Origin of the sequence: Saccharopolyspora hattusasensis, from assembly GCF_050972075.1 — a bacterium.
GTDB lineage: Bacteria > Actinomycetota > Actinomycetes > Mycobacteriales > Pseudonocardiaceae > Saccharopolyspora > Saccharopolyspora hattusasensis.
Genome location: NZ_JBPCDC010000001.1, coordinates 4,986,564 through 5,000,101 on the forward strand (window position 1 = coordinate 4,986,564; position 13,538 = coordinate 5,000,101).

The 13,538-nt window shown below is 67.8% G+C and carries 12 protein-coding genes, 1 tRNA gene and 2 pseudogenes; 3 read left to right on the forward strand and 12 right to left on the reverse strand.

From position 1 onward, the window contains the following. Positions 1-413: 413 nt before the first annotated feature. Positions 414-602 (reverse strand): annotated as a pseudogene (locus ACRXBZ_RS23720) (IS982 family transposase); the annotation flags it as partial. Positions 603-744: 142 nt separating this feature from the next. Here ACRXBZ_RS23720 and ACRXBZ_RS23725 point away from each other — a divergent pair. Further along, positions 745-1,039, forward strand: a pseudogene (locus ACRXBZ_RS23725) (alpha/beta fold hydrolase); the annotation flags it as partial. 712 nt (positions 1,040-1,751) lie between these two features. Here ACRXBZ_RS23725 and ACRXBZ_RS23730 read toward each other — a convergent pair. The 7 genes from ACRXBZ_RS23730 to ACRXBZ_RS23760 all read right to left on the reverse strand — a co-directional run bounded on the left by ACRXBZ_RS23730 (position 1,752) and on the right by ACRXBZ_RS23760 (position 6,606). Continuing rightward, entirely contained in the window at positions 1,752-2,234 is a 483-nt protein-coding gene (locus ACRXBZ_RS23730; protein WP_433880969.1) for a hypothetical protein, read from the reverse strand. Between the two features lie 25 nt (positions 2,235-2,259). Then, entirely contained in the window at positions 2,260-3,099 is an 840-nt protein-coding gene (locus tag ACRXBZ_RS42170; RefSeq protein ID WP_490885425.1) for an NsdA family TPR-like regulatory protein, read from the reverse strand. Beyond that, a complete protein-coding gene (locus tag ACRXBZ_RS23740) occupies positions 3,038-3,331 on the reverse strand; it encodes a hypothetical protein (RefSeq protein WP_433880971.1) in 294 nt (97 codons plus the stop codon). Before ACRXBZ_RS23740 ends, ACRXBZ_RS42170 begins: the two co-directional genes overlap by 62 nt. A gap of 190 nt (positions 3,332-3,521) precedes the next feature. Next, complete coding sequence (locus ACRXBZ_RS23745; protein ID WP_433880972.1) at positions 3,522-3,707, reverse strand: hypothetical protein; 186 nt, start codon at positions 3,705-3,707, stop codon at positions 3,522-3,524. Positions 3,708-3,938: 231 nt separating this feature from the next. Next, positions 3,939-5,081 carry a helix-turn-helix domain-containing protein gene (locus tag ACRXBZ_RS23750; protein WP_433880973.1) on the reverse strand — a complete coding sequence of 381 codons (1,143 nt, stop codon included), beginning with the start codon at positions 5,079-5,081 and terminating at the stop codon, positions 3,939-3,941. Between the two features lie 258 nt (positions 5,082-5,339). Continuing rightward, complete coding sequence (gene pth / locus ACRXBZ_RS23755; protein ID WP_433880974.1) at positions 5,340-5,915, reverse strand: aminoacyl-tRNA hydrolase; 576 nt, start codon at positions 5,913-5,915, stop codon at positions 5,340-5,342. Positions 5,916-6,003: 88 nt separating this feature from the next. Beyond that, a complete protein-coding gene (locus ACRXBZ_RS23760; protein ID WP_168586510.1) occupies positions 6,004-6,606 on the reverse strand; it encodes a 50S ribosomal protein L25/general stress protein Ctc in 603 nt (200 codons plus the stop codon). Positions 6,607-6,993: 387 nt separating this feature from the next. Between ACRXBZ_RS23760 and ACRXBZ_RS23765 the strand changes: the two genes are divergently transcribed. Beyond that, positions 6,994-7,629 (forward strand): NAD(P)-dependent oxidoreductase, encoded by a 636-nt coding sequence (locus tag ACRXBZ_RS23765; protein ID WP_433880975.1) that lies wholly within the window; start codon positions 6,994-6,996, stop codon positions 7,627-7,629. 136 nt (positions 7,630-7,765) lie between these two features. Next, positions 7,766-8,380, forward strand: a complete 615-nt coding sequence (locus tag ACRXBZ_RS23770) for a malonic semialdehyde reductase (RefSeq protein WP_433880976.1) — start codon at positions 7,766-7,768, stop codon at positions 8,378-8,380. A gap of 282 nt (positions 8,381-8,662) precedes the next feature. Here ACRXBZ_RS23770 and ACRXBZ_RS23775 read toward each other — a convergent pair whose 3' ends face one another. The 4 genes from ACRXBZ_RS23775 to ACRXBZ_RS23790 form a co-directional block, all read right to left on the reverse strand. Further along, a complete protein-coding gene (locus ACRXBZ_RS23775; protein ID WP_190818747.1) occupies positions 8,663-9,643 on the reverse strand; it encodes a ribose-phosphate diphosphokinase in 981 nt (326 codons plus the stop codon). A 29-nt stretch (positions 9,644-9,672) separates the two neighbouring features. Next, positions 9,673-11,190, reverse strand: coding sequence for a bifunctional UDP-N-acetylglucosamine diphosphorylase/glucosamine-1-phosphate N-acetyltransferase GlmU (gene glmU, locus ACRXBZ_RS23780; protein ID WP_433880977.1), 1,518 nt, complete (start codon positions 11,188-11,190; stop codon positions 9,673-9,675). A gap of 353 nt (positions 11,191-11,543) precedes the next feature. After that, positions 11,544-13,301 carry a tetratricopeptide repeat-containing diguanylate cyclase gene (locus ACRXBZ_RS23785; RefSeq protein ID WP_433880978.1) on the reverse strand — a complete coding sequence of 586 codons (1,758 nt, stop codon included), beginning with the start codon at positions 13,299-13,301 and terminating at the stop codon, positions 11,544-11,546. A gap of 80 nt (positions 13,302-13,381) precedes the next feature. Further along, positions 13,382-13,452, reverse strand: a tRNA-Gln gene (locus tag ACRXBZ_RS23790). Positions 13,453-13,538: the final 86 nt, after the last annotated feature.

The following is a 13,538-nucleotide window of genomic DNA, read 5'->3' on the forward strand; positions in this document are numbered from 1 at the left end:
GCTGCCGAACTTCTCTCTCTGCAAAAGATCAAGGGGCGCCGCCAAGGTGGCGCCCGCCGGGGACCCGCGCGGGCTGCGCCTGCGGCCTGGCGGCCAACCCCGCCCGCGCATCCCGGCGACCACCTTGGACGGGCACACAGGACGGGCTCTAATGCACGTTCGCGTAGGCCAGGTTCAGAATCACCACCGCAGCGCCAGCGGCCAATGCAACATTGAGTCGAAAAAAGCACGGTGTGCTTCACTGCCCTTCTTGGCGTTAGAGAGAATCAACGCCAGCACCCCAGGGGTGTCGACGGCGGGTGAAAACTGAACCTCGGCGTGGCTATTTGGCCCACATTCTGCGACTGAGCGACCAGCTGACCGCCAGGCCACACCAGGCCGTCCAAGGGTCGGAAATTCTCCAAACACGTCGAACCGGCGTGTCCCGCGAGATCGGAACGCTTGACGGTCTCGCGGGACACGCCGCACGGAACGGGCGTGGCGTCGGTGATCCACAGGTCGTCGAACCAGGATGGACAGCACGCAGCCAGTGTGATAATCGCTTTGCATAGCAATGGTTCCGCGTTCCTCAAACGCTTGTTGTATCCGGACTGCTGTGGCAGATACTTCCATATCGGATGGTTGGGTGTGCGTGGTGCAGGACCAAGGCCCGTGAGCGTTTTTCGGTGCTATGGCGCCCAAAATCACTCACGGCCAGGTGGCGACCTTCGCCCCGGCGGCACGCGGGGTTGGTAGCGGAAAGTCGCGGCCGCCAACATCCTGGCCCTACTGAACCGGTTGGAGCTGCCGCAGGTCGTCCTGGTCGGATGCTCGATGGGCGGCTCCGTCGCGATGGCGGTGCCGCGGGCCGCGCCGCAACGGGTCGCGGGTCTGTTTCTCGTCGACACCAAGGCTGTCGCCGACAACGACGAGCAGCGTGCCAACCGCCTCACGGTCGCGGATCGAGCGGAAACGCGAGGGCACCGGCGGCCGGCTCGCGGAGAGCACCCTGCCGAATCTGCTGGGAAGCACGACGCACGAACGACGGCCAGAGGTCGTTGCCACACGTCCGAGTCCCTGTGCAGGCAGGAACAACGTGGTCGTCGACGAGCACGTAGAGTGCAGTCAGGAGGGTGTTTAGTTCTTTATTCACACATTGATCTTGAACACCCTTCTCCGCTACCCACTTACCGACCCCTCCCTTCACGTGATCTTCACGGAATCAATCATTTAGGATACCGTGGCGCGCCAGCACCTCTGCGCGGGACGAAGGTGCCCTTCATGCGGAAAGATCCACCCATTGAAGCGGGGCGCAGTGATCTGGGGAGCAGGCAGGGGGCAACGCGGAGAAGGCGCTGCGCAAGGAGGTCGCGGCCCGCATCGTCGACGCCGTGGGCGTCCGCCCGTCGGCGGTCGTGGTGCTGGCTCCGGGTTCGCTGCCGAAAACCCCGTCCGGGAAGCTCAAGCGAGCCGCGACCACGTCCCTGGTCCCCAGCAAGTGACCAATGTGGACAAGCGGAACCCGTTCGTGCGACGGGTGAAGGGCACCGTCTGGGAGCGTATGCGCTCTGACCACCGCGATCCATTGCCGAAGGGGCAGCGCCGAGGCGATTGCCGAGACATGGGCGGGTTCCCATGCCACCGTCTTGCTCGGGGTGGGTTGCGGACGCCGGCGGGCACAACCCCGGCGGGAAGGGACAAGGAACTCGCGTCCCCACCGGAGGCGCATCAGCGAGGCGCCCCGTCTCTCCGAGAAGGCGGGGCGCCTCGTTCTACTCGCGTTCGGCGCCATCCGGCCATACAACAGTGATGGGCATCCCGCGCTCACGCGCTGTCTGTACGACGTCGCCGGTTCCGCCGCGCCCGTCCGCTGGTTGGCCGTCCCATACCGCGAACATCGCGTCGACAGAGCCGAGGATGTGTTCACTGGCGCCCATGTAGGCGTCGCGATTCGATTCGGCGAACGGCATCGTGTGAACCTTTGCCGCCTTGCTGATCAGCTCGTCGAACTCGGCGGCATTTTCCGGCTTCACCTTCCGCTCGCGGTAGTCGGTGGCTGGCAGTACGGCCTCCAGCGACCCACCGAGGCTCAGCACCGCGTGAGCGAAGAGCTGATCGGCGCCCTGAGCAAGGCAACTCACGCCGACGAGTTCCTGCTCCCGGTAGGCGGAGAGCTCGGATTCCAGTGCCTTGAGTACGAGCGGGACGCTCGCGGCGCTGAGGTTTGAGCGTCCGGTGATTCCGATGCGCGGCAATTTCAGCCCTTCCGTCCCGTGTTGCTCAGACTGAGATCAGATCACGAATGGCGTCGCGTGTGCTGCGCACTGTGGGTGACGTGGCGAACGACTTCGATTCGCGGTGGAAGTTGCGCAGCTTCTCGCCGACCCGTCCCGACGCCCAGTGGCCAGCGATCGGCAAAGCAGAGTCGATCAGTTCGCATGCCCTGTCCGGCTCGGAAGTGATGAGGTGAGTGCGGGCGAGACCGATGAGGTCGAACGCGCGGTTTCGGACCCGTGACGGGTCGCGGAGGGCCAGGGCACGGCCGATGTAATCCTGCGCGTGCCGAGCTTCCTTCGGCTCCTGCCGGGCGGTGGCGAGGTCGCGCCACCGTGCCCCAATGACTCCGAACAGCTCGGCCTCCTCCAGCCCGCGCACCCGCGTTTCGGTTTCGTCTCCGCCACCTTCGGCGAAATGGTCCTCGGCGATACCGACCGCCCTGCGGAACGGCTGCACTGACCCAGTTTGCGCGTAGGACCATGCCTCGCGGGTGGCCAGCAATGCGCGCAGCGTCGGCCCCGCCGACTTCCGCCCCTCCTTTTGGTTGTTTACTGTGGACGGATGGTGAGGTTTGGATGCCTTGCCAGGGCAGCGGTACGGGGGTTGTCGCGCCTTGGCCGGGCGCGGCCCGGTGCCTCGAAGGAGATCGGCGGCGACTGCACCGGACCGGACTTGTGAGCGACTTTGCGCCGCAATTGCCGTGATCAGGCAGTTGTTTCGGGGAGTGGTTCCGGTGCGGGTGCCGGTTGGGGGGCTATGACGACGAAACCCGCACCGGGGCTTACGGAGAGTGGGCGTGTGCGGCGGCGCAGAGGCGGCAACCCACTGGGTATATGCGCGCATGGCTGGGGGCGTCGCTGCCGAGAATCCGCTTGCCGCAACGGGTCACGCCGTCGCGGGTTGGGTGACGTTCATGAGTGACCCGGTGGTGGTCGGTCCACACGTCGGCGTGCTCGATGTCGTCGCCGTTGCCGGTGTTCTTGGGGAACCAATCGACCCGGGAGGACGCAAGTTCGTGGAGCACGGCTACGTGTGGGGTGCGAACCGGAAGGCCGGCCATCGTGATGGCGGTCATCGGGCGTCCGCCTTTCTTCGCAGTCGCGTGAGTTTCGTTGGGCAGAAGGAGCACGGCTTTGGCGCGGGACGCCGCGGGTCTTGTGGGAACAAGCTGGTGAGGGGAACACCGCACAGGGAGCGGGTCGCTCCGCTCTGGATGGTGTGGGCGATGTTGTTCAGGCTGATCAGCGTCCGGAAGGACAGGGAGCTCACTGCGGGCCCACCACCCCGGTGGTGGGTTGTTGCGGGGCCTGGTCGGTGGCCATCCATGCGGGGCCGTGGGCGTCGTTCTCGTGCTGCGCGACGATGGCCTGGTCTTCGTTAGTGAACAGGCATTTCGCGGCGTCGCAGGTGTACTGGACGGCGGAGCCATAGGCGTAAACGCGGTGCGGCATGAACCCTTCCCCAGATCGCGATGGACAGACGGGGCCTGGGTATGTCCTTACTGTGTGGTCCAGACCCCGCCAGCCGCCAGCACCCCGATGAATCCAGCCGCGGGAGAGGACCGGCCGGACCGCCAAGGGCTTTTCGCGGCTACCTCAGAGTCGTCACGCTGTCACTTAATGTGAAGAGTTTCGGCTATGCGGATGCCTATGCGCATAACCGAGGTGGCCGTGTCCAGGCGTTTATCGTGACTTCTGTGCGGTTACTAGAGCGGCTCGGAATTCCGTGGTCCACTCCGCGCACTGCTGGTCAGCGGGGAGCGAATCGAGAGCGGAGCTGATGTGGTCGGCCGCGACATCGTGTTGCTTGAGCGCAAGGTGGGTCAGCCCGAGGTTCAGCTTGTGAAACGTCGGCGACAACCAGTAGGCGGTGCGGGGTGCAGGTTCGTCGCCTGACGTGTCCAACAGCGTTTCGGCAGTCTCCAAGAGGCGTAGCGCGCCGTCACGGTCTCCCATTTCCCCGGCACCATGCGCGGCTTGGGCGGCGGCACCGATGCGCTGATGCACTGATGCGCCCGGGGTGTGGTGTTCGGCGAGGAACCAACGGACTACGCCGTGCCATCGCTTCTGTTGGCGGGCTAGATACCCCTTGAAGTTGACGGCCTGGGCTGCCAACACTCCGTTGTCGATCTCGTCGGCGGCGCGCTCGGCTTCGGTGAGCAGCTGCCAGGCTGTCGCGTCGTTGCGGATCTCGGCGTGCAGCCACCCTGCGAACTGCACGTATTCCGCAGCTACCGCTGCCAATGCGGCGCGGTATGGCCCGGAGGCGTGACGCACAAGTGTGGTCACCGTGTCTAGCTGGGCCGTCGTGGCAGGGATCAACAACCTCGGCGGCAAGGCGTCGTCCAGCCGCCGCTGTGCCGCCAGCACGTCGGCCAAAGCGGTTACGCTGCGTTCATCAACGCGGTGAGGGTGCTCGATCGTGCGAGCCAACCGGTCACGATCGTCCGAGTTCAGCACGTCCGGTGCAGAGTTTCCCGTGGCGAGGAGGCGCAGCTGCCCTGAAGCGTTCAGCAGCTCGTCCAAGCGCGCCGCGGTGGACGAGTTCGGGGTTTGTTTGCCCTTCTCGTAGCGGCACAAGCTCGATTGGGAGATGTACGCCTGCTTGGCCAGTTGGGGCTGCGACAGGCCAGCAGCTTCGCGCAAAGACCGCAGCATACGGCCAAATTCGGACATGTGATCGCCTTCCCCGCCGCGATGGTTCCCGCCGACGCTCCCAGAGCGTTCCTGAGGAGCTTCATTTCTGGTGAGAAGCATGATCGAGGGTAGCGAGACGGGGGCGGACGGTGAACCATACTTCGGGGAGATGCCGATAAACGCATCCATGACAACCCGTGCCGCTCAGGCAGCATCCTGCGTCCCCAACCCACACCGAGCAAAACGGTGGCCTGGGACGCCGGGCGGATTTCGGCAATCGCCTCGGCGCTGCCTGTCCGGCAACGCATCGCGGTACCGCTGGGCTCGGGTGTGGGCCTGCGGCAAGGCGAGATCTTCGGGTCCTCCCCCAAGGTCATCGAATGGACCCCGGACGGTGCCCTCGTGCACGTACAGCGCCGTTTTCGCGTGAAATCGCCGTTCCGGGTGTTAGTGGAACTGGTTCTGGGCGGCTTCGAGGCCCTTGGTGACAACAGTTTCCACCGCGTCCGCGCAGACGTCGATGAAGTAGGCGAGCTCCTTGCGCTCTGTCCCGGAGAAGTCCTTCAGGACGTAGTCGGCAGGGTCCATCCGGCCGGGCGGGCGACCGATGCCGAAGCGGACCCGCACGTAGTCGCGGGTGCCCAGGGACTTGCTGATCGAGCGCAGCCCGTTGTGGCCGTTCTCGCCGCCACCGCGCTTGAGCCGGATGGTGCCGAACGGCAGATCGAGCTCGTCGTGGATCACGATCAGGGATTCCGGCGGCGCCTTGTAGAACTTCACCGCGCCGGCCACCGGGCCGCCGGAGAGGTTCATGAACGAGCGCGGCTTGACCAGCACGGCGCGCGCGCCGGCCAGCCGTCCTTCGACGACCTCGGCACCGGCCTTGTGCGCCTTGAACTTCCCGCCGATCCGGTCGGCGAGCTCGTCGGCGACAAGGAAACCGATGTTGTGCCGGTTTCCGGCGTAGCGCGGACCGGGGTTGCCGAGCCCGACGATCAGCGCGACCGAGTCCGGAGTGCTCACGGGAAGAAGTCTCCTGCTCTAGATGGCACGCGGCGCGCTGTCCCGCTCAGGTCGGGGGACAGCGCGCGGTGCGCCCGACGTCGGGGGCTCAGGCCCCCTCGGCCTCGCCCTCGGCGGCCTCGGCGGGGGCCTCTTCGGCCATCGCTGCGGCGGCTTCGGTGACGTTGACGACCAGGGCCTCGGGGTCTGCCTGCAGGGTCACGCCCGCGGGCAGCTGGATGTCGGAGGCGTGGAACTGGGTGCCGATCTCGGCACCGGCGATCGACAGCTCAAGCTGCTCGGGGATGTGCAGCGCCTCGGCCTCGATCTCGACCACGGTGATCTCCTGGCTGACCAGGCCGCCGGGGCCTGCCTCGCCGGAGAGCACGACCGGAACCGCGACGGTGACCTTCTCGCCGCGCTTGACCAGCAGCAGGTCGACGTGCTCGATGTAGTTCTTGATCGGGTGCGTGGTGATGGTCTTGGTGAGCGCGAGCTCGCTGTCGCCACCGGACACATCAAGCGTCAGCACCGCGTTGTGCCCGTTCTCGCGGATCGCGCGGGCGAATTCCACGGAGGGCAGGGACAGGTGCTTCGGGTCGGAGCCATGACCGTAGAGCACCGCGGGGATCTTGCCGGCGCGGCGGGTGCGGCGGGCCGCCCCCTTGCCGAACTCGGTGCGCTGCTCGACGGCGATACGTACCTCGGACACGGTGGTGCACTCCTCATGACGTCGGGCGGAACGTGAATTGGTCGCTGGCCTGCGGCGGTGGGGCGCGCTACTGGCGTGATTACGACGCGGTGCCGAACGGGCACCCGGGGTGTGAGCGACATCAGTGCGCCAACCGAATGGTCGGCGACCACCGTGCCACCGCGCCGATCACGCCGGGCGAACGTCCCGACCTCGCCGAGGCAACCTGAATAGTCTAAACGGTGCTTGCACAGTCGTTTTCGCATGGGTGACCCCACCCGGTTCAGGTCGCTCCCGGGGTTCGGTGCGGGCGTCCGAGCTCGATGGTTACCGCCAGGAACTCAGCGCACGTTGAAGTCACCAGTAACTAATGGTTAGCGTCGGTGACCAGCACAGAAGGAGGATGCGATGAGACTGGTCCTGTTCGGCGCCACCGGCTTCGCCGGCGGCAAGATCCTGCGGGAAGCGCGGCAGCGCGGGCACGAGGTGGTCGGCGTGGCGCGGCACGTCGAGTCGTTGGCCGAGCCGAAGGAGGCGGGCTCGCTGCACGACGAGAAGTTCGTGCTCGACGCGACTGCGGGCGCGGACGCGCTGATCGTGGCGATCCCGGGGCGGCCGATGCCCGACGGCACGACGCTGTTCGACGCGGTGCCAACGCTGTTCGCCGCGGCTGCGCGTCGCGGCCTGCGGATCGGCGTGGTCGGCGGTGCCGGCAGCCTTAGGGCCGTCGATGGCGGCCCGCGGTTGATCGACACCCCGGAATTCCCGGACGAGTTCAAGCCGGAGGCGGGCGCGCACACGGAGGTGCTCGCGGCGCTCCAGGAGGCGCCCGCCGGGGTGGACTGGTTCTACGTCAGTCCTGCGGCGAACTTCGGTGCCCACGCTCCGGGCGAGCGGACCGGGTCCTACCGGCTCGGCGGCGACGTGCTGGTGACCGATGCGGACGGCGACTCCTCGATCAGCGGCGACGACTACGCGATCGCGTTCATCGACGAGCTGGAGCGGCCCACGCACCGGCGGCAGCGCTTCACGGTCGGCTACTGAGCAGCCTCGGGATCGGTGATTCCAGTCACAGAAAGCCGGTACTGAAATACTTGAAGGCTCAATAATGTTGAGATTGGGGGCTCGCGCCGTCCGGTGCGAGCCCCCAATCCCACCCGACGGCTCCAGGAGTTAGTTCATGACCGCGATCGACCAGACCGAGCAGTTGGTGCTCGGCGCGGACGCCCAGGACCTGCTGTTCCGCGACGCCCGCACAGCCAACAGCTTCAGCGACGAGCCCGTCACCGACGAGCAGGTCCAGGCAATCTACGACCTGGTCAAGTGGGCCCCGACGTCGATGAACCAGCAGCCGCTGCGGATCGTGTTGGTGCGCTCCGAGGAGAGCCGGCAGCGGCTGCTGCCGCACCTGATGGAGGGCAACCGGGCCAAGACCGAGAAGGCCCCGCTGGTGGCGATCCTGGCCGCCGACACCGACTTCCACGAGAAACTGCCGCAGGTGTTCCCGCACGCGGAAGGCGTGAAGGACATGTTCGCGGCCAACGACGAGCTTCGCCTGAACCACGCGAACCTCAACGCGAGCCTGCAGATCGCGTACTTCATCCTCGGCGTGCGCGCCGCGGGGCTGGCTGCGGGCCCGATGACCGGGTTCGACGCGGCCGGGATCAACGCGGAGTTCTTCCCGGAGGGCAAGCGGCAGTCGCTGGTGGTCGTGAACATCGGCAAGCCGGGCGAGAACCCCTGGTTCGACCGCCTGCCCCGCCTCGACTACGACGAGGTCGTCACCACCATCTGATCCCACGCAATTTCCATCTGATCCCCACGCAATTTCCATTGAAATTGAAGGTCCAATTTCAATGGAAATTGCGGATCGTCGGCGTGTCGGACCCCGACACGCCGAACGGTCGTGGGAAACCCACGCAATTTCCATTGAAATCGAAGGTCCAATTTCAATGGAAATTGCGGGGCCTGGAGGCAGCGAGCGGCCCCGGTCCGAAGTGGACCGGGGCCGCTCGTGGTTAGTGGCCGCTCGTGGTTAGTGGCCGTTCGTGGTTAGTGGCCGTTCGACCTCGCTCGGTCAGGCGCGGCCGTCGAAGAGGCTGGTGACGGAGCCGTCCTCGAAGACCTGGTGGATGGCCTCCGCGACCAGCGGGGCGATCGACAGGACCGTGAGGTTCGGGAACCGGCGCTCCTCCGGGATCGGCAGCGTGTTGGTCAGCACGACCTCCTTCGCGCCGCAGGACGACAGCCGCTCCACCGCCGGGCCGGACAGCACGGCATGGGTGGCGGCGATGATGACGTCCTTCGCGCCGGCCGCCAGCAGCTGCTCGGTGGCCTTGGTGATGGTGCCACCGGTGTCGATCATGTCGTCGACCAGCACGCACAGCCGGCCCTCGACGTCACCGACGACGCGGTTGGCGACCACCTGGTTGGGCTTGCTGGGATCGCGGGTCTTGTGGATGAACGCCAGCGGCGTGCCGCCGAGGTCATCGGCCCACTTCTCCGCCACCCGGACCCGGCCGGAGTCGGGGGAAACCACGGTGATCTGGTCGCCCGCGTAGGTGTCGCGGATGTAGCTGGCCAGCAGCTTCTGGGCCATCAGGTGGTCCACCGGGCCGTCGAAGAAGCCCTGGATCTGGTCGGTGTGCAGGTCCACCGCCATGATCCGGTCCGCGCCGGCGGTCTTGAACAGGTCGGCCATCAGCCGCGCCGAGATCGGCTCGCGACCCTTGTGCTTCTTGTCCTGGCGCGCGTAGCCGTAGAACGGCATGACCACGGTGATGCGCTTGGCGCTGGCCCGCTTGAGCGCGTCCACCATGATCAGCTGTTCCATGATGGCGTCGTTGAGCGGGTTGCAGTGCGACTGGATGACGAAGGCGTCGCAGCCGCGCACCGACTCGTCGTAGCGCACGAAGATCTCGCCGTTGGCGAACTTGTAGGCACTCTGGGGCGTGACCGTTACGTCAAGCTGCTTGGCCACCTCCTCGGCCAGTTCCGGGTGACTGCTACCGGAGAAGAGCTTGAGGCTCTTCTTCGGGGTCGCAGACATGGCACTCACGGTCATCGTCCCTCCCCGTAAGACGTCCATCATCGGGCGTCGTTCGTCGGATTGGTGGTTGGTTCTGCTTTCGACAAAGCCTGTTGCGAGGCCTGGTCTGCGGCGGTGCCGGGGCGGCGTCTGGCGACCCAGCCTTCGACGTTGCGTTGCTTCCCGCGGGCGACCGCCATCGCCCCTGGCGGGACATCTTGGGTGATCACGGAGCCGGCGGCGGTGTAGGCGCCGTCGCCGATCTCGACCGGGGCGACGAACATGTTGTCCGCGCCGGTCCGGGCGTGTGATCCGATCACGGTGTGGTGCTTGGCCACCCCGTCGTAGTTGACGAAGACCGTGGCGGCGCCGATGTTGCTTTGCTCGCCGATCGTCGCGTCGCCCACGTAGCTCAGGTGCGGCACCTTGGTGCCGTCGCCGATCGCGGCGTTCTTGGTCTCGACGAAGGTGCCGATCTTGCCGTTCGTGCCGAGCCGGGTGCCGGGGCGCAGGAAGGCGAACGGCCCGACCTTGGCGTCCGGTCCGATCTCGGCGCCATCGCCCTGGGTGCGCACCACGGAGGCGCCGGGGTGGATCACGCAGCCGGTGAGCGTGGTGTCGGGGCCGACGGTCGCGCCCTCGCCGACGGTGGTGCCGCCGCGCAGCTGCACTCCCGGCTCCAGCAGGACGTCGCGCTCCAGCACCACGTCGCAGTCCAGCCACACCGAGTTCGGGTCGATGATCGTGACGCCCGCGCGCATCCAGCGCAGCAGCAGCCTGCGGTTGAGCTCGGCGCCGAGGCGGGCCAGCTGCACCCGGTCGTTGATGCCTTCCACCAGCCACGGATCGGCGCAGACCAGGGCGCCGACCGGGCGGCCGTCGTCGCGCGCGATCGACAGGACGTCGGTCAAGTAGAGCTCGCCCTGGGCGTTGTCGGTGGACAGCCGCTTGAGCGCGTCGGTGAGCACTTCCGCGTCGAAGGCGTAGACCCCGGAGTTGATCTCGGTGATCTCCGCCTGCTCGGGAGTGGCGTCCTTCTGCTCGACGATGCCGGTCACCCGGCCGTCGGCGCCGCGCAGCATCCGGCCGTAGCCGGTCGGCTCGTCGACCACCGCGGTCAGCACGGTGACGGCGTTGCCGGAGTCGCGGTGCTCGGCGAGCAGGGCCCGCAGGGTGTCGCTGTCGAGCAGCGGCACGTCGCCGTAGCTGACCAGCACCGTGCCGGTGAGGCCGTCGGCCAGGTCGGAGAGTCCGCACGAGACCGCGTGCCCGGTGCCGAGCTGCTCTTCCTGCACCGCGGTGCCGATCGGGCGGTCGAGGGCGCCGGCCAGGCCTTTCAGGTGCTCGGCGACGGCGTCGCGGCCGTGCCCCAGCACGACCACCAGCGCATCGGGGTCGACACCGGCCGCAGCGCGCACGGCGTGTTCGACCAGGGGCCTGCCCGCGAGCCGGTGCAGCACCTTCGGCGTCGCCGATCGCATCCTGGTGCCCTCGCCAGCGGCGAGCACGATCGTGCTGACGATTTCCGGAGACGCATCGCTGCGGGAGGAGGGCTGGGCGGTGTCGCCCTGGAGCATCAGCGCTCTCCCTTGATCTCTAGAAGCGGCTCGGCGGCGTCGATCAGCCGTCGGGCCGACAATGCCTGTTGCGTCCAAGCGGGTGAAGGGTAACCGGCCCGCCGCCCCCTCGGCTCCGGTGCCCCTGCGCGCCTGTCCGGCGGGTGTGATGGTACCGCTGACCGGCGGTATTCCGTGTGCGGAGTCAGCCCTCTAGCTGCGGCTTTGTGATCTTCCCTGCACTTGCGGAGCCCCCGCGGCGCTGCCCGTTGTGGCCGATCACACGCCTGATGAACCAGGGAATCTGACATGGGCGAGGGGCCCTCCGGTCGACTACGCCGGTTGAAGGGGCCCTCACTCACCATTCGAACGAGTCAGACGGCGTCTGGGGGGATCCACACCGAGTGATCTTCGGCCGGTGTGTCCGGTGGGTCGTTGGTCACGCCGGAGAACGCCCAGACGCGGTTGCCGCCGTCGCGCTTCGCCTGGTACATCGCGGCATCCGCGCGCGCCAGCACCTGCGCGGCCGATTCCTGCGGGCGCATCGCGACGACGCCGATCGACAGGGTCACGCCGCGCGAGCGCTCGCCGGGCAGCCGGTCGACCGCCTCGGCGGTGCGCTGCAGCGCAGCCTCCGCGGCGCCGAGGGCCGCGCCAGGCAGCAGCACGACGAACTCGTCACCGCCGTAGCGGGCCACGAAGTCATCGGTGCGCAGGGTGTCGCGCAGGGTCATCGCGACGGTGCGCAGCACGTCGTCGCCCTCCGCGTGCGAACAGCGGTCGTTGACGCCCTTGAACCCGTCGAGGTCGACCAGCGCCACCGCCAGCGGCTGCGCATCGGGCGCGTTGAGCAGCGTCTCCAGCCGGTCGTCCAGTGCGCGGCGGTTCGACAGGCCGGTGAGCGGGTCCTGCAGGGCCTGCCGGGTGATCGCGTCGTGCCTGTGGATCAGCCGGGAGTTCTCCAACCTGGTGACCAAAGTGGACAGTCGGGCCTGGCGCATCGTCCACAGCTCGGTTTCCAGCTCCAGCGCGTAGTCCCGCAGCGCGTCGTGGGTGCCTCCGGTGCCGACTTCGATCAGCTGCGCGTACTCGCGGGCCAGCGAGATGCGCAGTGTCGGCTCCGACGTGTCGCTGGCCGTGTCCTCACGGGTGTCTGACAGCACACGCACCGCTTCTTCGCCGAGGTCCGCGCGGGTCAGGCACCGGGACAGCGCGATCGCGACGATGATCTTCTCCCGCGGGTGGATCGCCCGGTCCAGGGCGCGCAGCACCTCGAGCCGCTTGATGTGCTCCACGTGCGGCTGCGCCAGCGCGTGGGCGGCGCCGAGCACCGGCACCTGCTCGGCGGCGGGGCGGTCGGACACCCGGGGGAACAGCGACTCGCGCCACGGGCCCTCCACCGCGACCGCGATCGCCGACGCGGTGGTGAATCGAGCGGTCGCCTCCGCATGCTGGCCGATGCGCTCCAGCCGCAGCCCCCAGCCCAGCAGCATCCGGCACCGGTTGATCATGTGCACCGCGATCTCGTGCGGGCCGCCGCTCTCCCGGATCCGCTGGTGGGCGCGGGTCATCACCTCGTCGGCCGTCTCGTAGACGCCGAGCTGGGTGAGGACCAGGCCGATGTCGATCAGCGAGGTGGCCAGCAGTCGCTCCCACGACCGGCGGCCCAGCGTGCGGTCCGGGACCAGTTCGTCGTCGAGCATCGCCAGGCCGTGCGCGACCTCGGTGAGTGCGTTGTCCTCGCTGCCGCCGAGCAGCGCGCGCCGGCTGCGCAGCGCGTGCGCATCGGCCAGCAGGACATCCAGTCCGTGTCGCCGGGTGTGCGTTAGGAGCTCGTCGAGCAGTGGGTCGGCGCTGTCGACGAGGCCGGGCGTCACCAGCCGCATCGAGGCACAGTGCCGCAGGAGTTGGCCGACGATGCGCGGTTCGCCGCGTCGCTGGGCCTCGGCGAGCAGGTTGTCGGCTTCGCGGATGGTGCCGCGCTGACTGGCAGTGTCGCTGTGCTGGCCGACTGCGTTGAGTTCGCGTGCGCGTCCCACCAGCCACGCGTCGGACACCTCGCTCAGCGTGGCCACCGGGTCATCGCGCACGGCGGTCGTGTCGTCGCGCAGCGGCGCACACCCCCTGTTCACCATTCCACCCCGGCAGCCCGCGCGGCGCGCTGCGCGGTGTTGCCGGCCGCGCGCCGCATCGGACCTGGGGGGACCGCTCGCTCCGCCGCCAGGATTCGAACCTGGACCATCGGAACCAAAATCCGAGGTGCTGCCTTTACACCACGGCGGATCGGGTGCTGTTGTCCCGCGGTGCCGGCATGTGACTCCTGGCACCGCTGCCCGAGCTTACCGGCCCGGGCTGACAGGCGGTTGTAC